The sequence below is a fragment of the Pseudomonas sp. LBUM1679 genome, assembly GCF_059695565.1.
Genome location: NZ_CP166774.1, coordinates 1,346,180 through 1,365,165, shown reverse-complemented (window position 1 = coordinate 1,365,165; position 18,986 = coordinate 1,346,180). Strand labels below are relative to the sequence as shown.

The following is an 18,986-nucleotide window of genomic DNA, read 5'->3' as shown; positions in this document are numbered from 1 at the left end:
GTGGTAGGGTTCGCGCCCTTAAAAATCCAACGGACCGTTTTCAAACATTGAAAATCCGTGAAAAACGGTCCGCTCCAGTAGGGTCGCGGCCTACACGCACGTTCCAACTTTCACACACAATTTACGCACAGGTTTATCCACAGGTAGTACGTTGCAACACCCCCCAAAACGCATTATCTTGTACCCCTGCGCGAAAAAAACCCTACATGTAGGGTTTTGCATCAAAAACCAAACACAAACCAGACACCGATTTCAAGCGCTTTTATTGCCTCTGTCCGGTTGAACCAAACGTATTTCGAAAGACCAAACCGCGCGTGCGGATGGCTACTGTTTTTGAGCCGAAAACGGCGACAACGGTACGGGTGTTGCAGTCAGTTACTGTCACTCAAGAGGATCCCGGTTTCAGGCTCAAGGCCTGGGGCCAAAATACTTCGGCATGGAAGCGGCGCCCTGTAGCCCTTCCTGATCTGTCCCGAAGTTGGTATGCCCGGCCCCTGGCCGGCTGTAGTGCTTCAGGACGGAACGGTGGGCACCGTGATGGTGCCCAAACAAACATAGAGAATGTGGAGACAACCCCCCATGCAAACCGACACAACTCGCGAGAACCCGCAGGGTACCTTGCCGCAGGCCGCTGATTCGACTTCGGATCTGTCCGCGACCGCGCCGGGTCAACTGCGCGTGATCAAGCGTAACGGCACTGTCGTTCCTTACACCGATGACAAGATTACCGTCGCCATCACCAAAGCGTTCCTCGCAGTTGAGGGCGGCACCGCTGCCGCTTCGTCGCGAATCCACGATACCGTTGCCCGCCTGACCGAACAGGTCACCGCGACCTTCAAGCGTCGCATGCCATCGGGCGGCACCATCCACATCGAAGAAATCCAGGACCAGGTCGAACTGGCCCTGATGCGTGCCGGCGAGCAGAAAGTGGCTCGCGACTACGTGATCTACCGTGACGGCCGCTCGAAAGAACGCGCTGCCCACGCACCGGCGGAAGAAGCAGTCAACGCTCACCCGTCGATCCGCATCACCCGCGCCGATGGCACCTTTGCTCCTTTGGACATGGGCCGCCTGAACACCATCGTCACCGAAGCGTGCGAAGGCCTGGAAGAAGTCGACGGCGCCCTGATCCAGCGCGAAACCCTGAAGAACCTGTACGACGGCGTGGCCCTGACCGACGTCAACACCGCCCTGGTAATGACCGCCCGTACCCTGGTTGAACGCGAACCGAACTACTCGTTCGTGACCGCTCGCCTGTTGATGGACACCCTGCGTGCCGAAGGCCTGAATTTCCTGGAAGTCGCCGAAAGCGCGACCCACCACGAAATGGTCGACCTGTACGCCAAGGCCTTGCCTGCGTACATCGCCAAGGGTATCCAATTCGAATTGCTGAACCCGGTCCTGGCCACCTTCGACCTGGAAAAACTCGGCAAGGCGATCAACCACGAGCGCGATCAGCAGTTCACCTACCTGGGCCTGCAAACCCTGTACGACCGTTACTTCATTCACAAGGACGGTATCCGTTTCGAACTGCCGCAGATTTTCTTCATGCGCGTGGCCATGGGCCTGGCGATCGAAGAGAAGAACAAGGAAGACCGTGCGATCGAGTTCTACAACCTGTTGTCGTCCTTCGACTACATGTCCTCGACCCCGACCCTGTTCAACGCCGGTACCCTGCGTCCACAGCTGTCGAGCTGCTACCTGACCACCGTGCCGGATGACCTGTCGGGCATCTACCACGCGATCCACGACAACGCCATGTTGTCGAAATTCGCCGGTGGCCTGGGCAACGACTGGACCCCGGTGCGTGCATTGGGCTCGTACATCAAGGGCACCAACGGCAAATCCCAGGGCGTTGTTCCGTTCCTGAAAGTGGTGAACGACACCGCCGTTGCCGTCAACCAGGGTGGCAAGCGCAAAGGCGCTGTCTGTGCCTACCTGGAAACCTGGCACATGGACATCGAGGAGTTCATCGAACTCCGTAAGAACACCGGTGATGATCGTCGTCGTACCCACGACATGAACACGGCCAACTGGATCCCTGACCTGTTCATGAAGCGCGTCTTCGATGACGGTCAGTGGACCCTGTTCTCGCCATCCGAAGTGCCGGACCTGCACGACCTGACCGGCAAGGCCTTCGAAGAGCGCTACGAGTACTACGAAGCCCTGTCCCAGTACCCGGGCAAGATCAAGCTGTTCAAGACCATCCAGGCCAAAGACCTGTGGCGCAAGATGCTGTCCATGCTGTTTGAAACCGGCCACCCATGGCTGACCTTCAAAGACCCGTGCAATCTGCGCAGCCCGCAGCAGCACGTCGGCGTGGTTCACAGCTCGAACCTGTGCACCGAGATCACCTTGAACACCAACAAGGACGAAATCGCCGTTTGCAACCTGGGCTCGATCAACCTGCCGAACCACATCGTCAACGGCAAGCTGGACACCGCCAAGCTGGAACGCACCGTGAACACCGCCGTGCGCATGCTCGATAACGTGATCGACATCAACTACTACTCGGTGCCGCAAGCGAAGAACTCCAACTTCAAGCACCGTCCGGTCGGTCTGGGCATCATGGGCTTCCAGGACGCTTTATACCTGCAGCACATCCCTTACGGTTCCGACGCGGCCGTCGAATTCGCCGACAAGTCGATGGAAGCGGTCAGCTACTACGCGATCCAGGCTTCCTGCGACCTGGCCGACGAGCGCGGCGCCTACGAGACGTTCCAGGGTTCGCTGTGGTCCAAAGGCATCCTGCCGCTGGATTCGCAACAGATCCTGATCGAACAACGTGGCCAGAAGTACATCGACGTTGACCTGAACGAATCCCTGGACTGGGCACCGGTTCGCGCCCGTGTACAGAAAGGCATTCGTAACTCCAACATTATGGCCATCGCACCGACCGCGACCATCGCCAACATCACTGGCGTCTCGCAGTCGATCGAACCGACCTACCAGAACCTCTATGTGAAATCGAACCTGTCGGGCGAATTCACCGTGATCAACCCGTACCTGGTTCGCGACCTGAAGGCTCGCGGCCTGTGGGACTCGGTCATGATCAACGACCTGAAGTACTACGACGGTTCCGTGCAACAGATCGAGCGCATCCCGCAAGAACTCAAAGAGCTCTACGCGACGGCTTTCGAAGTGGACACCAAGTGGATCGTTGACGCGGCCAGCCGTCGCCAGAAATGGATCGACCAGGCTCAGTCGCTGAACCTGTACATCGCCGGCGCTTCGGGCAAGAAGCTGGACGTGACCTACCGCATGGCCTGGTACCGTGGCCTGAAAACCACTTACTACCTCCGTGCCCTGGCCGCGACCAGCACCGAGAAGTCGACCATCAACACCGGCAAGCTGAACGCTGTTTCCAGCGGCGGCAACCACGGTGAAGATTCGGTCCTGGCAGCGCCAGCCGGCCCTGCTCCAGTGCCGAAGGCGTGCGCCATCGACGAGCCGGATTGCGAAGCTTGCCAATAAGCTGAGCCGGTAGGCGCCGAAAGGCGCTTTACCTGAAACCCCCGATGAGCCTCTGGCTTGTCGGGGGTTTTCTTTTGCCTCAAGAAAAACGGTGGCCGGGCCGCCCCCATCGCGGGCAAGCCCGCTCCCACAGGGTTGGCGTCGTTCACGGTTGCTACGAACGACACAAAATCCTGTGGGAGCGGGCTTGCCCGCGATGGGGCCCGCATAATCAACACAAAAACCTAGTTCCTGACAAAATCCCCGCTAAAAAAAGCCCCTCTTCCGAGGGGCTCCGTGTAAAGCAATCAACCCACCCACATCACGCCATCTGAATAATAGTCTGCATGATGGTGCTCTGGGTGGAGATGGTCTTGGCATTCGCCTGGTAGTTGCTCTGCCCCTTGATCAAGTCGACCAGTTCGTTGGTCAGGTTGACGTTGGACTCTTCCAGCGCGTTGGATTCGATCATCCCCAGGGTACCGCTTTGCGGCGAATCAAAGCCGGGCATGCCCGACGCATAGGATTCTTTCCAGCTGGAGCCGCCAATAGGCTGCAAGCCTTGTTCGTTGGTGAAGCTGGCGAGCGAGATCTGGCCGATAGCCTTGGTTTGGTAGTTGCTGAAGTTGGCCAGCAACACCCCGCTGCCGTCGATGGTCAGGCTGGTGATCTGGCCGGTGGCGTAACCGTCCTGCGCAGGAATCGAACGCGCGGTATCGGCGTTGAACTGGGTCGTGCTGCCCATGGAGATGGTCAAGCCCTCCGGGTTGTCGTCGGCGCCGTTGGGCTTCCAGACGCCGGCGGTCACAGTGCCCGGAGTCCAGCTGGTGATCTTCAGATCGTTGCCGAGAGTCGCGGTGGCTGGAGTGGTCGGCGGGCTTACCGGAGTGCTGACCGAAACCAGCTTGCCGCTCGAATCGAACGTCATGGTCGAAGGGATCGCAGGGTTGGCCATGACAGCAGGGGTACCAGGGATGGCTGGGGTGCCAGGGGTACCAGGAACAGCAGGGATCTCAGGGGTAGCAGGGGTAGTAACGACAGTAGGGTCGGTGCCGTCCGGGTTGCGGCCATCGATCAGGGTGTAGGTGTCCCAGGTATTGGGGCCCGTCTTGACCATGTATTGATCCATGACGTGCTGGTTACCCTGGCTGTCGAAAACCGGGGTGCTGAATTGCTCGGTGAAGGTGGCCTGCTTGGTCGGATCGAACCTGTTGGCGGCAATCGACTGATCGATCACGTCCGCCGTGGAGTTCAGGTTGATCGTCGACGACACGGTGGTGGTGGTCTTCGGTGCCAGGTTCGACGTGTCGATGCGCAGGTCGGTCAACACACCGTTCCGAATCTTGCCGTTGGCATCCACACCGTAGCCTTGCAGACGCGCAGAGCCGTCGGTGTTGGTGACATAACCTTCCTTGTCGACCTTGAACGTACCGGCACGGGTATAGGACAGCGAACCGCTGTCATTCAGTACAAAGAAGCCGGAGCCGTTGATGCCCATGTCCAGCACGTTACCGGTGTTGTTGATGTCGCCCTGGGTGAACTGCTGGGCAACGTTGGCCAGGCGTACACCACTACCGACGGCCTTGCTGCCGGTACCCAGCTTGCTCGCCGAGTAAACGTCCTGGAATTCGGCACGGGACGATTTGAAACCGGTGGTCGCGACGTTGGCGATGTTGTTGCCGGTCACGTCCAGTTGTTTGTTGGCTGCATAGAGACCGCTAAGGCCGATATTGAAAGACATATTCCACTCCTTTGTGCCGTGTTAGTCGGCTCTACATACCAATGGTTTGTACTTTGGACAGGGCGATGCTGCCCAGCCCGGCCAGGTTGAGCATCAACTCACCGCCGGTCTGGCTGATGGTCACGCTGTTGACGGTCGCCGGCAGATAGGTGATCAGCGCCACGGCTTGATCATCGATGGTGGTCGCTGCGGCGAAGGAGTAAGTACCCGACTCAACCGTGTTGCCTGCATCGTCCTTGCCGTCCCAGATGAAGCTGGCATTGCCGGCCGACTGGCTGCCCAGGTCAATGGTGCGAACGGTTTTGCCGTCCTTGTCGCTGATTTTCAAGGTGGCAGCGGCCACTGAATCCGGGATCACCACCGTGCCGGTCATGCTCTTGGAAGTGTCGACCACGGCTTTGTCGCCCGGCGCGATGACCGAACGCCCCACCAGCGACGAAGCCTGCAATGCCTGGGACGAGTTGTAGTTGCTGGCAAGGCCCGTCACCGTGTCGTTAAGCGAGGTGATCCCCTCCAGGCTGCTGAACTGCGCCAACTGAGCGACGAACTCGCCGTTGTCCTGCGGCTCCAGCGGGTTCTGGTTTTTCAGCTGGGTGACCAGCAACTGCAGGAATGCATCCTTGCCCAAGGCTTTTTTGCCGGTGGCGCTGTCCGTTGCCGACGCCAGGCCGTCGGTGTTGGTATTGGTCTTGATCGAGGAGTTGGCCAGGATGTCGTTGAGGTTCAAGCCACTGGTGGTATCAATCACACTCATCTGAGTCGTCCCTTATCACTGACCCAGGGTCAGGACCTTCTGCATCATGGTCTTGGCGGTGTTCATCATTTCGGCGTTGGTCTGGAACGAACGGCTCGCGGAAATCATGTCGGCCATTTCTTCCACCACGTTGACGTTGGGGTAATAGACGTACCCCTTGGCATCAGCCGCCGGATGGTTCGGCTCGTACCGTGCGTCCAGATCGCTCTGGTCTTCGACCACGCCCAGCACTTGCACACCCTGGCCGGCGGCGTCCTGGTTCTGGAACAGCGAATCGCTGCCGCCACTCTGGGCGCCCTGGAACATGGTGGCGAACACCGGGTGACGCGCGCGGTAGGTCTGGTCGATGCTCGACGAAACGGTTTCGGCGTTGGCGATGTTACTGGCGACGGTGTTCAAGCGAGTGGTCTGGGCACTCATGCCGCTACCGGCAATGTTGAAAACGCTGGCGAGGGACATGAATCATTCTCCACGAAGGGCTGAGATCAACCCTTTGAATTTGCTGTTGAGCAGGGTGAAGCTGGCCTGGAAGTTGACCGAGTTCTCCGCATAGGCCGATTGCTCAAGCTGAGCGTCCACGGTGTTCTGGTCGATCGAGGCTTGCATCGGCGTGCGATACAGCAGCGACTCGTCGCCATTACCCAGGCCTTCGGCTTCGATATGACGGTTGTTGGTCATGTTCAAGGCGAAAGAGCCGCTCCTGGTCTTTTCGTTCTGCGCGGCGAGCACTGCCGAGAAATCCAGGTCCCGAGCCTTGTAGTTCGGGGTGTCGGCGTTGGCGATGTTGTTGGCCAGGACTTCGGCACGCTTGGCGCGAAAGCCCAGGGCCTGTTCGTGGATACCGAGCGCTTTATCGAAGCTGATGCTCATGTCGGGAAACCTTCGGGGGACCTGATTTTCGTAGCATGAACTTAGCAAGCGTCGTGCCAATTCAAAAAAGGCCGTAAACCGGGGCTTTGCGGGCAGGGGCAAGGCGGCAATGCCAGAAAAGCGGCAACCGGTGTCCGCTGGCTGCCGCTTTTCTGCCGCTTCACTCGGTCTGGAGCACACCACCTGACCCTGTGGGAGCGAGCTTGCTCGCGATAGCGGAGTGTCAGGTGACGAAGATGTTGACTGACACGACGCCATCGCGAGCAAGCTCGCTCCCACAGGGGATGGGCGGTGGGTTTGAGGAATGAGCAGGCAAAAAAAACGGGAGTCCACTGAGGACTCCCGTTTTTTTTGACGCCTGTGAATCACTTGGCCTGGTAAATAATCCCCGGGCTGCACTGAACCATCTGGTAATGATCCGGCAAACCATTCAGTGCTTCGGAAGCGCCGAGGAACAGATAACCGCCGCGCTTCAACGTGCCGTGAATACGCAACAGGATGTCTTTCTTCACCTCGGCGGAGAAGTAGATCAGCACGTTGCGGCAGAACACGATGTCGAACTTGCCGAGAGCCGCGTAGCTGTCCAGCAGGTTGAACGAGCGGAACTCCACCCGGCTCTTGATCGGTGCCTTGATGGCCCAGCGCCCCGGCACTTTGGGGTCGAAATAACGCTGCAGGCGCTCGGGTGACAGACCGCGGCCGATGGCCAGGCTGTCATACTCGCCGCATTTGCAACTGGCCAGCATGGTGCTGGACAGGTCGGTGGCAACGATCTGCACCCCCATCTTCAACTGGCCCATGTTGACCCGCTCGAATTCATCGATCGACATCGACAGCGAATACGGTTCCTGACCCGACGAGCACGCCGCCGACCAGATCCGCAGACGCTGGCCAGGGGCGGCCTTGATCGCTTCGGGCAACACCTTGTTCTTCAACACTTCAAACGGATAGGTGTCACGAAACCATAGGGTTTCGTTGGTGGTCATGGCATCCACCACCCTCTCGCGCAAACCACTGCGCGGCTGGGTCTGGATGCGCTGGACCAGCTCACCCAGGGACTTGATGCCTTGCTGTTCCATCAGTTTGTTGAGACGGCTCGCGACCAGGTACTGCTTGTTTTCACCGAGCAAAATGCCACAGGCTTTTTCCAGGAATACCCGGAACTGTTCGAAATCCAAATTACCCGTAGACAAAGATACCGCCTCTTAAATCGTGTTGACCGCCAGGGGCAGAAGGCCCCTAGCTGATGTCTGCTGCTTTGATCCGGTCGACTACCCGGGATGCCAGGTCATCAGGGCGGAATTTTGCAAGGAAGTCATCGGCACCGACTTTCTTGACCATCGCCTCATTGAACACACCCGACAACGAAGTATGCAGGATGATATGCAGCTTTTGCATGCGCGGGTCGTTGCGGATCTCGGCCGTCAGGGTGTACCCGTCCATTTCCGGCATCTCGATGTCGGAAATCATCATCAGGAACTCCTCTTCCGGCTTCTTGCCCTCCTCGACCATCTTGCGCAGGTAGTCCAGCGCTTGCCGGCCGTCGTTCAGCGCCACCACTTCGACACCGACCGTTTGCAGGCAACGCGAGACCTGCTTGCGCGCCACCGACGAGTCGTCGACCGTCAACACGCGCAAGGACAACGCCTTGTGCCGGGTGTCGACATCCACCACGCCGACGGAAATCGCTTCCGGTGTCGGCGCCACTTCCGCCAGCACCTTTTCGACGTCGATGATTTCGACCAGCTGATTGTCGACCCGGGTCACCGCCGTCAGGTAATGATCGCGCCCCGTGCCCTTGGGCGGCGGATGGATCTCCTCCCAGTTCATGTTGACGATGCGTTCCACCGAGCGCACCAGGAAACCCTGGGTCTTGGTGTTGTACTCCGTGATGATCACGAAGGGATTGCTTTGATCACGCAACCGACCGGAACCGGTCGCCATCGCCAGATCGAGAATCGGAATAGTCGCCCCACGAATACTCGCCACACCGCACACCACAGGATTGGACTTGGGTATCAGGGTCAGTTTGGGGCATTGCAGCACCTCACGAACCTTGAATACGTTGATCCCATACAGCTGCTGGCCGTCGAGACGGAACAACAACAGCTCAAGGCGATTCTGCCCAACCAGTTGCGTGCGCTGGTTTACCGAATCCATTACACCCGCCATGCCCAGACTCCTACACCAACGCTAAGTGTGTTGCGACGCGCATTCATCACTAAACGGCACGGCGCTTGCTTTTTAACCTTTATGAACCCAGACCTGACATTTTTCCGACGCCTGACCTCCAACTGCCGCCGCTGGTGCAGCGTGCTGTCGGCCGTGTGCCTGTTCAACGCCGGCAGCCCTGCCATTGCTGACACGGTTACCTTGCCTGACATGCTTATCGGCGTCACTCAGGGCTTTCTTGAATTCACCGTGGAAGACTATCTGGCGAGCAGTCAAACGGAAGGCCGTTACGAGATCCAGGTCAACCCGCTCGACCCGCGACTGCGCATGCCGATGTGCGACAAGGAATTGACAGCCACCCTTGAGAGCCCGGCCAAGCCGCTGGGTCGGGTCACGGTCAAGGTTCGCTGCGAGGGCGCCTCCCCCTGGACAGTCTTCGTGCCCGCTCAAGTACGCCTGTTTCGCGACATCGTGACCACCAGCCGCCCCATGCGCCGTGCCGGTATTGTCGAGCCCGAGGACGTGACGTTGCGGGAACGTGACATCAGTCTGCTCAGTCAGGGTTACCTGACGTCGGTCGACCAGGCGATCGGGCAGAAACTGACCCGACCCATGGTCGCTGACCAGGTCATTACCCTGGTGAATCTGGAACAGGCTGAAGTCATCAGCAAGGGCGACCAGGTGGTGATTATCGCCCGCAGTGGTACGCTCAGCGTGCGCATGCCGGGTGAAGCACTGTCCAACGGCGGTATGCGTGAACAGATTCGTGTGAAGAATCTCAACTCCAAGCGGGTCATCAAGGCGCAAGTCATCGCGCCTGGCCAGGTGGAAGTGGCCATGTAGGGTGCTGTGTGGGTGGGTGCTGCGTGGGTGAAGATGTGGCGCGCCACCCGACTGTTCCCTAAACTGTGTTCATGCAGGGCAAGCGCTGACGCGCGCAAGCTCATTGAGAAGTGGGCCTAAAGTTTTCCCGGGTATGGCCGAAAACATGGCAAGCGTCCAAATACCCAGAGGTTTTTTATCATGGTCATCGATTTCAGCCGATTGAACAGTTCCTCGCCACCGACGGGCAGTACCCGTACCAGCGCTGCCAAGGAAACCACCGAAGCCGGCAAATCCGCGCCGCTGCGTACCCCGGCCGAGCAGGCCAGTACCGTCCAAAGCGGGGAATCGGTACACATCAGCAATGAGGCTCAACAGTTGCAGAAGGTCACTGACACGCTGCGCGATCAGCCTGCCGTCGACAAAGCCCGAGTGGCCGAGTTGAAAGCAGCGATTGCCGATGGCAGCTACAAAGTCGACAGCAACCGTGTCGCCAGCAAACTGCTCAACTTCGAAGCCCAGCGCTAGGCCACGGCCCGCGCCAGGCTTTTGGACGCTTAAAACCCAAGGCCAGCCATGCACGACTCTCATTTGTTGCAATTGATCACCGACGACTTTGCTCCCGCACAACACTTGCTGCAGCTACTGCAAACCGAATCCATCGCCTTGCACGGTCGCGACATGCCGCTGCTCGAAGACATTCTGGCGCAGAAACAGGCATTGATCGTGCTGCTCGAACAACATGGCCGCAAGCGCAGTGAAATCCTCGCCAGTCTCAACCTGCCCACCAATCGCCAGGGCCTCGAGCAACTGGCCAGCCAGTCGAGCCTGGGCGAACAGTTGCTGGCGCAAAGCGATGTGCTGACCGACCTTCTGGCCCAATGCCAGGCCGCCAACCTCATCAATGGCCAGTCGATTGTGAGGCAGCAGGCCGCCACGGCCACCCAGCTGAAAATCCTTACCGGCGGCGAGCCGCCAGCGCTCTACAACGCCAGCGGATCATTCTCCACGCTGGTGAAGCCGCGCCCGCTCAGTCAGGCGTGAGCCTGCTGATAAGTACACCCTATCTAGACGCAAAACATGCTGGCAAAATACTGGCCAGTCGCAGTCATATTTTGTCCGGAGATTGATGAACCGTGTCCAATGCCTTATATGCGGAAGATGCTCCGCAGCCACCCAAGGTGCTTACCACGCCTCTGGAGATCTCCGGCACCCTGCGCCAGCTGCAAGAAAGCCATGATCCGCTGATCATCACGTTCCACGAGCGCAGCCAGCGCTTCCAGAGCTATCTGGTGGACATCGACCATAAACGTAAAACGATCGCTCTGGATGAAATGATTCCCCGCGATGGCGAGCGCTTCCTGCTGGCCGGCGAACCGTTCAAGGTCGAAGGCTTCCACGACGGCGTGCGCATTGCCTGGGACAGCAACGGCCCGCTGACCATCGACGAGTCCGTCGAAACCCGCTGCTACCACGGCCCCCTGCCCGATCAAGTGGTCTATCACCAGCGCCGCAATGCCTTTCGCGCAGCGTTGAAGCTGGCACAACTGGTCAACGTCGATCTGGACGGTGAAAAGCTCAGGACGCCGATCAGCGGCAAATTGCTGGACATTTCCGCCACCGGTTGCAAGTTGCGCTTCGAAGGCAACATCAGCAGCAGCCTGCAGCTGGGCCAGGTTTACGACCGCTTTGCCGCTGCCCTGCCCTTTGGCAAAATGACGGCACCGGTCGAGCTGCGCTACCTGCATTTCGAGGAAAGAATCTCCACCACCTTCGCCGGCGTACGCTTTCACAACATGAGCGGATTGGTGCAGCGTCAGGTCGAGCGGTTCGTCTATCAGCTTCAGCGCGAAGCACGGCGCTTCGACAAAGACGACTTCTGATACAACGCTCCCATGAAAACGGGCAGCCCCTTGTGGTGACTGCCCGTTTTTTGTGCTCGGGTGTTAAGGCCGGGCTTCGGTAAAGCTTTTCTGACGGCCCAGGTCATCGTCATCGTCATCGGCGGACGAATCGATTTCGGGCTCCGGTTCAAGCTCAGGCGCGGGGTCTGGCTCAGGTTCGACCGGATTCTGCATCTGCTCCTGCACCACCTGCTCATCGACCCGTGGATCAAGGCAAGCCACCAGTGGTGAACTCGACATACTGTCCGGCATGGCGACGTGATGCAGCGGCGCATCGTCCACCTGGTGCAGGTTGGTGACCGCTTTCGGCCGAATCCGCCAGACCAGCACCAACGCGAAGAAACTGAAGAAGGCATACAGCATCTGGCTGCCGAACAGCTTCATCAGCACCCCCGCCACCAGCGGCCCGATACTGGCGCCGATGCCATAGGTCACCAGCAGCATCGCCGTCAGGGACACCCGACGATCACCCTCGACATGGTCATTGGAGAACGCCACCGCCAACGGATACAGGCAGAACTGCACCAACGAGCAGAGGAAACCAGTGATGAACAGCACCTCCAGCGGCACCTGCTTCATGATCGCCAGTGGCAATGCAGCCAGTGCCAGGCTGAAGGCAAAACAGCGGATCAACAGCGCCCGGTCATAACGATCGGACAGCCAACCCAGCGGCCACTGCACCAGCAGGCCGGCGAAAATGCAGCTACCCATGAACAGACCGACTTGCTCCGTGGACAAGCCTTGCTGCGAGGCGTACAGCGGCGCCAGGCCGTAGAACGAACCGACGATCAACCCCGCCCCCAGCACCGTGCTCAACGATTGCGGCACGCGCTTGATGAAGAACCTTGGCTCCATCGGCGCCGGGTGCAATGCCGCCGGGTGAATCCGCTGGGTCAGGGTCACCGGCACCAGGCACAGCGCGAAGCACAGGGCGACCAGCATCAGCAGTTCCAGACCCAGCCCCGGGTGCATGACCAGAATCAGCTGGCCCAACACCAACCCCAGATAGGACGCGATCATGTAGCCGCTGAACACGATGCCCCGCTGCTTGGCTTCCGCCTGCTCGTTGAGCCAGCTTTCGATGACCATGTACTGGCACATCATGCCGAGGCCGACGATGACCCGCAAAAACAACCACGCGGGCAGCCAGTCCACCAAGCCATGGCCAAGCACCGCCGCACCGACGATCCCGGCACACGCCGAATAGGCTCGAATATGCCCGACCCGGGCAATCAGCCGATGGCCGATCTTGCCACCCAGCACCAGGCCGAAATAGTTGGCCGCCATCAACGCACCGACCCACAGGCTGTCGACGTGATCGGCGGCCAGGCGCAAGGCCAGGTAAGTACTCAACAAGCCCGAGCCGATCAACATCATCAGCGAGGCGAAATAAAGCGCTCGAAAGGGTTTCCAGATTTGGCGCATCGGCGTTCCGAGCGGCTCCTTGCAGTGAGTAACGGGCTATCCGAAAAGATAGCCCGGTGTCGACGGATCGTCAGGCCTGGGCCGCTAAAACACGCCGTTCCCAGGGAGTTATTTCATCAAGGAAGCTGGTCAACTCCAGGGTCTTCGAAGCGATGTAGCCTTCGATGAACTCCTCGCCAAACAGTTCCCTCGCTAATTGGCTACGTGTCAGACGTTCGAGAGCGGCATGCAAGGTACACGGCAATGAAAGATTATCCGGCACCTCGAATTCGCCCTGAATCGCCTCGCTCGGCTCCAGTCGATTTTCGATGCCATATAACCCCGCCGCCAGGCTCGCGGCAATAGCCAGATAGGGATTGGCATCCGCCCCCGGCAAACGGTTCTCGACCCGACGGGCGAGGGGCGAACTGGCCGGAATGCGCAATCCGGCCGCACGGTTGTCGTGGGACCAGCAGGCATTATTCGGTGAGGCGAACGGGTGGTATAAGCGCTGGTAGGAGTTCACATTCGGCGCGAACAACGCGGTGAAATCAGCCATGCCCGCCTGCTGACCGGCAATGAAGTGACGGAAGGTCGCGGTCGGCTCATCGCTCTCGTCGCTGAACACGTTCCGCCCGGTGCCGATCTCGACGATGCTCTGGTGAATGTGCATCGAACTGCCCGGCGTGTGCGCCAGCGGCTTGGCCATGCAGACCACGATCAAGCCATGCTTGAGCGCGACTTCCTTGAGCAGATGTTTGAACAGGAACGTCTGGTCGGCCAGCAGCAACGGATCGCCGTGCAGCAGGTTGATCTCGAACTGGCTGACGCCCATCTCGTGCATGAAGGTATCGCGCGGCAAGCCCAAGGCTGCCATGCATTCATAGACTTCACTGAAGAACGGCCGCAAGCCATTGTTGGAACTGACGCTGAAGGCCGAATGACCGTCCTCGCGACGACCGTCCAGGCCTACCGGTGGCTGGAAGGGTCGAGTCGGGTCGGTATTGGGCGCGAAGACAAAAAATTCGACCTCGGTCGCCACCACCGGTGCCAGGCCGAGGGCGGCGTAACGCGCGATGACGGCCTTGAGCTGGCCGCGGGTCGACAGATTAGAGCTGCCGCCGGTCAACTCATCCGCATCACAAATGGCCAAGGCTCGCGGTTGCTTGCTCCAGGGCAAACGGTGGATCTGCGCAGGATCGGGGACCAACGCCAGGTCGCTGTCATCGCTGCCGTAGAAACGCGCTGGCGGATATCCGCCCATGATGCATTGCAGCAGCACCCCCCGTGCCATCTGCAAACGTCGCCCTTCGAGAAAGCCTTCGGCGGTCATTACCTTGCCACGGGGTACGCCATTCAAGTCCGGCGTGACACATTCAATCTCATCAATGCCCGTCAATCGCTGCGCGAGTGAGCGCTGGCCATCGGTTGTCATGACGCAATCCTTGTTATTGTGCGAGCCGCTAACGGCGACCCGTACAAAATAGGCTCCGCGTGTTCGGAATATCAAGCACCGGCAGACAAATACTTCATGGCGGATACGCAGCAGCCCCTGTAGGAGCCGGCTTGCTGGCGAAAGCGGTGGTTCAGTCGACATCAATGTTGGATCGGCATTGGATCATTGTTGGATCGGCGCTGGATCGGCGTTGGATGTCAGGACGCCTTCGCTGGCAAGCCAGCTCCTACAAAAGCGATCCGCGTCACGGCAGGTAGAGGCTGAATACGCCCCGCCCAAGGGGCTAAATATTTGAAGGCGTTATTGAAAAACGGATTATCCTGACTCATTGAAGTGCGCTGTCCAACGCTTGAACTCAAGACGTTTTCCGTCGCTGCCAAAGGCCGAAGTCATGACCCTCACTCCCAAGCGCTCGGACACTGTTTCCGAGCCTAAGGCCTTGAGCCCCAGCACCCTGGATTTTCCGGTAGTGGGCATTGGCGCGTCGGCCGGCGGGCTGCAAGCCATCAAACTGTTTTTCGAAAACATGCCCCAGGACAACGGCATGGCGTTCGTGATCATTCTCCATCTCTCCCCCGACCACCAAAGCATCGCTGACAAGATCATCCAGGAATCGACCAGGATGCCGGTGCTGCAGGTGACCGAAACAGTGCCTATCGAGAAAAACCGGGTGTACGTCATTTCACCGGCGCAACGGCTGGCGATGAACGACGGGGTTCTTGAAGTCCGCCCCTGCGACCCGGGTCAAGGGCGCCATGCGTCCATCGATCTGTTTTTTCGTGACCTGGCCGATGTGCACCGCGAGCGTGCGTTCTGCCTGGTGCTGTCAGGTTCCGGTTCGGACGGTGCCGTCGGTTTGTCCCGTATCAAGGAACAGGGCGGCGTCACCCTCGCCCAGGCACCGGAAGACGCCGAGTTCGACAGCATGCCCCGTGCAGCCATCGACACTCGCTTGGTGGACCTGGTGTTGCCCGTGGTCGAGATGCCGCAAAAGTTGCTGGAATTGTGGCGTAACGCTCAGGAAATCAGCTTGCCTACCGCCAACGATCCCGAATTGCAAACCATTGCCGCCGTATCCGAACGCGAAGCCGTGGTGGCCGAACAATGGCTGCACGACATTCTTATCCAGTTGCGCACCGGCACCGGCCATGATTTCAAACACTACAAACGCGCCACCGTATTGCGCCGGATCGAACGCCGAATGCAGGTGACGGCTCAGCCGGACCTCGCCGGCTACTATCGCTTTTTGCAAAATAACCCCGAGGAAACCAAGGCACTGCTGGGCGATATGCTGATCGGCGTGACCAACTTCTTCCGCGACCGTGAAGCCTTCGAAGCCCTGGAACGGGATGTGGTGCCGCAACTGGTCAACGCCGCCATCTCGGCGCAACCGGAGAAAGAAGAGATCCGGGTCTGGTCCGCTGGCTGCTCCACGGGCGAGGAAGCCTACAGCCTGGCGATGCTGCTGAACGATCAGTTGCAACTGGACAGAAGCGCGGCCTCGTTTCAGCTGTTTGCTACCGACATCGACGAGCGCGCGATCAGCGTCGGCCGGGCCGGGCTGTACCCGCAGGCGATCATTACCGACGTACCGCCGACACGATTGCGGCATTACTTCGCCAAGGAAAACGATCACTATCGAATTCGCAAGGAAATCCGCGAAAAGGTGCTGTTCGCCAAACACAGCCTGTTGTCCGATCCGCCCTTCTCGCAAATCGACCTGATCGTTTGCCGCAACCTGCTGATCTATCTGGATCGCGAGGTGCAGCGCGAAATCCTGCAGATGTTCCACTTTGCCCTGCGTCCCGGCGGCTTTCTGTTCCTCGGTTCATCCGAGAGCGCGGACGCGTGCCATGAATTATTCGCTGCGGTCGATAAACGTAACCGGATCTTCCGCGCCAAAACCGGCACGGCCAATAGCCGTCGCACCCCGACCATGCCCCGCGGTGGTTACGTGCGAACCAGTGTTTCCCGGCAGGTGCCGCAAGACAGCCTGCCGCGTAAACTGTCCGTCGCCGATATCCATCAACGGGCCCTGGAACAGTCCGCACCACCGAGCATGATTGTCGATGCCAATGCCGACATCCTGCACATGAGTGAAAGTGTCGGGCGTTTCCTGCGGCATGTCGGCGGTGAATTGTCGCGCAATTTGCTGACCCTGATTCTTCCACAATTGCGCCTGGAAATCCGCACCATCCTGTTCCAGGCGCAGCAGAGCGGCCAGCCGGTCAAATCCCGCGAAGTACCGATCCAGCGCGGCGACCGGCGCTACCTGATTGATCTCGTCGCCCATCCCTACAAGGATGAAGAGTCGGACGGCGACTACGTGCTGGTGATATTCGAGGAGGTGGAGGTCGACCCTTTGGAGTTGGCGGCGACCACCGTGCTACAAACGGAAAGCCAGGTGCTGTCCAACCTGGAGCGCGAATTGCAACGCACCAAACTGCACCTGCAGGACACCATCGAACAATCGGAAGTCTCCAGCGAAGAGCTCAAGGCTTCCAACGAAGAAATGCAGGCGATCAACGAAGAACTGCGCTCGGCCACCGAAGAGCTGGAAACCAGCAAGGAAGAACTGCAGTCGATCAACGAAGAACTGCTGACCGTCAACTTCGAGCTGAAAACCAAGGTTGAAGAGACCGACAAGATCAACGATTACCTGACCAACCTGATCGCCTCCACCGACATTGCCACGGTGTTTGTCGACCGCAGCATGCGCATCAAATGGTTCACCCCGCGCGCCACCGACATTTTCAGCATGTTGCCGGTGGATACCGGTCGCTCGTTGCTCGACATTACCCATCGCCTGCATTACGACGACCTGGCCGCAGATGCAACGCAGGTGTTCGAATCATTGAACATGATCGAGCGCGAAGTCAGCAGCACCGACAATCGCTGGTACATCGCGCGCCTGCTGCCCTATCGCTCCAGCGAAGACCACATCGACGGCACCGTACTGACCTTCATCGACATCAGCAAACGTCGCGCCGCCGAAGAAGAGCTGCGCCTGGGCGAAGAACGCATGCGCCTGGTCGCCGAAAGTACCCGCGACTACGCGATCATCACCCTCGATGAACTGGGCATCATCACCAGCTGGAACAAAGGCGCCGAGTTGATCTTCAGCTACAGCAAGGCCGAGGCCGAAGGTGCGTATTACGACTTCATATTCTCCGCCGAGGATCGCGCGGCGGGGGTGCCTGAAAATGAGCTGTTATCGGCGCACAGCCATGGCCGCAGCGAAGATGAACGCTGGCACCTGCGCAAGGATGGCAGCCGCTTCTTCTGCAGCGGCGAGGTGACGCTGCTCAAGGGTGAGAATCTCAAGGGCTATGTGAAGATTGCCCGGGAGTCTCACGGTTGAATTGTTTGACCGAGGCACAATGAGGGACGGTTGAGGTGAACTCTGCCGAGCGACAGTCAAAAGTCCCGGCTATGGGGCTTTGGCCAGCATATTGGAAAGCCCGTGTCCTACGATGACCTGATCGAGACCATCGAGGCCTTGCGCGAGCCACAACGGTGGGACAAGGTCAGTCGAGATAGGCGCGCTGTACACTGGCGCGCCGGTCGATCGCCTGCCTGAGTCGCTCCTTGTGATCGGCCCAGATCCCGGGATCAACCTTGGTTAAGCGCATCAAAGACAACATGGCAATCTTGGCCGCACGATACTCCGCCCAAGCATCCTCAGACCTGAGCTTCAAACGTTCGCGCTCGGTCATCTCCATGCGCCTCAAAGCCAATACCGACTCATCGGTGATCACCGTACTCAGGGTCAACTGCACCCGGTGTGGCGCTACGAATCCTTGAGTGCCCGCGACAATTTCTCTTGCCCGCTGGGTGCCCCATTTCAACGCTATACAGTAATGTTCACCGACACGCCGGTCATAAAACTCCTCGCCAATCGCCCAGCCATTCGGGCCGTAGACGCCTACGAAAACCTGGGTAATACCCCCATGGTTGACCCGCGCCTGCACATCGATTTCCATGCCATCGCTGAGGACGTCCTCATGGGTGTGGAGGGGTAATCGTCTATTGGTCCATAGCCAGAATTGGGCGCCTCTGCGTCGCATCTATTTCGCTCCGTGAGTGGTCCTCTGGATTAAGGCACAGCACTGGCGGAGTTTCCATGTAGGTCGTCGGGCGGTTGCATTTTCGTCACGCCAGTTTCCGGCGGGCAAAAACAAAACCCCTACCTGCATACGCAGATAGGGGTTTCGGAATTTAATCTTGACGATGACCTACTCTCACATGGGGAAACCCCACACTACCATCGGCGATGCATCGTTTCACTGCTGAGTTCGGGATGGGATCAGGTGGTTCCAATGCTCTATGGTCGTCAAGAAATTCGGGTACTGAGTCGTGACCAGTTGGCCTCGCTTCAGCAAAGTGGGTATGTGATAGCTTTCGGTGTTT

At 58.9% G+C, this 18,986-nt stretch carries 14 protein-coding genes, 1 rRNA gene and 1 pseudogene; 6 read left to right on the top strand and 10 right to left on the bottom strand.

The window, feature by feature from the left end:
• Positions 1–579 precede the first annotated feature (579 nt).
• Complete coding sequence (locus tag ACA062_RS06240; protein ID WP_497455638.1) at positions 580–3,474, top strand: ribonucleoside-diphosphate reductase subunit alpha; 2,895 nt, start codon at positions 580–582, stop codon at positions 3,472–3,474.
• Between the two features lie 301 nt (positions 3,475–3,775).
• Here ACA062_RS06240 and flgE read toward each other — a convergent pair whose 3' ends face one another.
• From flgE to ACA062_RS06210, 6 genes are all read right to left on the bottom strand, one after another.
• On the bottom strand, positions 3,776–5,194 hold the full coding sequence (gene flgE / locus ACA062_RS06235; protein ID WP_497455637.1) for a flagellar hook protein FlgE: 1,419 nt from the start codon (positions 5,192–5,194) through the stop codon (positions 3,776–3,778).
• A 31-nt stretch (positions 5,195–5,225) separates the two neighbouring features.
• On the bottom strand, positions 5,226–5,948 hold the full coding sequence (gene flgD, locus ACA062_RS06230; RefSeq protein ID WP_497455636.1) for a flagellar hook assembly protein FlgD: 723 nt from the start codon (positions 5,946–5,948) through the stop codon (positions 5,226–5,228).
• Positions 5,949–5,963: 15 nt separating this feature from the next.
• Positions 5,964–6,407, bottom strand: coding sequence for a flagellar basal body rod protein FlgC (flgC, locus tag ACA062_RS06225; protein ID WP_497455635.1), 444 nt, complete (start codon positions 6,405–6,407; stop codon positions 5,964–5,966).
• A gap of 3 nt (positions 6,408–6,410) precedes the next feature.
• Entirely contained in the window at positions 6,411–6,818 is a 408-nt protein-coding gene (gene flgB, locus ACA062_RS06220) for a flagellar basal body rod protein FlgB (protein WP_497455634.1), read from the bottom strand.
• A gap of 365 nt (positions 6,819–7,183) precedes the next feature.
• Complete coding sequence (cheR, locus tag ACA062_RS06215; protein WP_497455633.1) at positions 7,184–8,011, bottom strand: protein-glutamate O-methyltransferase CheR; 828 nt, start codon at positions 8,009–8,011, stop codon at positions 7,184–7,186.
• 46 nt (positions 8,012–8,057) lie between these two features.
• Entirely contained in the window at positions 8,058–8,990 is a 933-nt protein-coding gene (locus ACA062_RS06210; protein ID WP_497455632.1) for a chemotaxis protein CheV, read from the bottom strand.
• An 81-nt stretch (positions 8,991–9,071) separates the two neighbouring features.
• Here ACA062_RS06210 and flgA point away from each other — a divergent pair, with 81 nt between their 5' ends.
• The 4 genes from flgA to ACA062_RS06190 all read left to right on the top strand — a co-directional run bounded on the left by flgA (position 9,072) and on the right by ACA062_RS06190 (position 11,695).
• Positions 9,072–9,833, top strand: coding sequence for a flagellar basal body P-ring formation chaperone FlgA (flgA, locus tag ACA062_RS06205; RefSeq protein ID WP_497455631.1), 762 nt, complete (start codon positions 9,072–9,074; stop codon positions 9,831–9,833).
• 180 nt (positions 9,834–10,013) lie between these two features.
• Positions 10,014–10,340 carry a flagellar biosynthesis anti-sigma factor FlgM gene (flgM, locus tag ACA062_RS06200; protein WP_497455630.1) on the top strand — a complete coding sequence of 109 codons (327 nt, stop codon included), beginning with the start codon at positions 10,014–10,016 and terminating at the stop codon, positions 10,338–10,340.
• A 48-nt stretch (positions 10,341–10,388) separates the two neighbouring features.
• Positions 10,389–10,856, top strand: a complete 468-nt coding sequence (locus ACA062_RS06195; RefSeq protein WP_497455629.1) for a flagella synthesis protein FlgN — start codon at positions 10,389–10,391, stop codon at positions 10,854–10,856.
• A 92-nt stretch (positions 10,857–10,948) separates the two neighbouring features.
• Positions 10,949–11,695 (top strand): flagellar brake protein, encoded by a 747-nt coding sequence (locus tag ACA062_RS06190; protein WP_497455628.1) that lies wholly within the window; start codon positions 10,949–10,951, stop codon positions 11,693–11,695.
• Between the two features lie 63 nt (positions 11,696–11,758).
• Here ACA062_RS06190 and ACA062_RS06185 read toward each other — a convergent pair whose 3' ends face one another.
• Positions 11,759–13,141: an MFS transporter gene (locus tag ACA062_RS06185; protein WP_497455627.1), complete on the bottom strand. Its 1,383-nt coding sequence runs from the start codon at positions 13,139–13,141 to the stop codon at positions 11,759–11,761.
• A gap of 70 nt (positions 13,142–13,211) precedes the next feature.
• Positions 13,212–14,453, bottom strand: coding sequence for a glutamine synthetase family protein (locus tag ACA062_RS06180; protein ID WP_497457367.1), 1,242 nt, complete (start codon positions 14,451–14,453; stop codon positions 13,212–13,214).
• A 514-nt stretch (positions 14,454–14,967) separates the two neighbouring features.
• On the opposite strand from ACA062_RS06180, the pseudogene ACA062_RS06175 reads away from it, so the two are divergent.
• A pseudogene (locus ACA062_RS06175) lies at positions 14,968–17,934 on the top strand (CheR family methyltransferase); the annotation flags it as partial.
• Positions 17,935–18,103: 169 nt separating this feature from the next.
• On the opposite strand, the gene ACA062_RS06170 reads toward ACA062_RS06175, so the two are convergent.
• The gene (locus ACA062_RS06170) at positions 18,104–18,643 is read right to left on the bottom strand and encodes a hypothetical protein (RefSeq protein ID WP_497455626.1); all 540 of its coding nucleotides are present in this window, start codon (positions 18,641–18,643) and stop codon (positions 18,104–18,106) included.
• A 155-nt stretch (positions 18,644–18,798) separates the two neighbouring features.
• Positions 18,799–18,914 (bottom strand): 5S ribosomal RNA (rrf, locus tag ACA062_RS06165).
• Positions 18,915–18,986 lie beyond the last annotated feature (72 nt).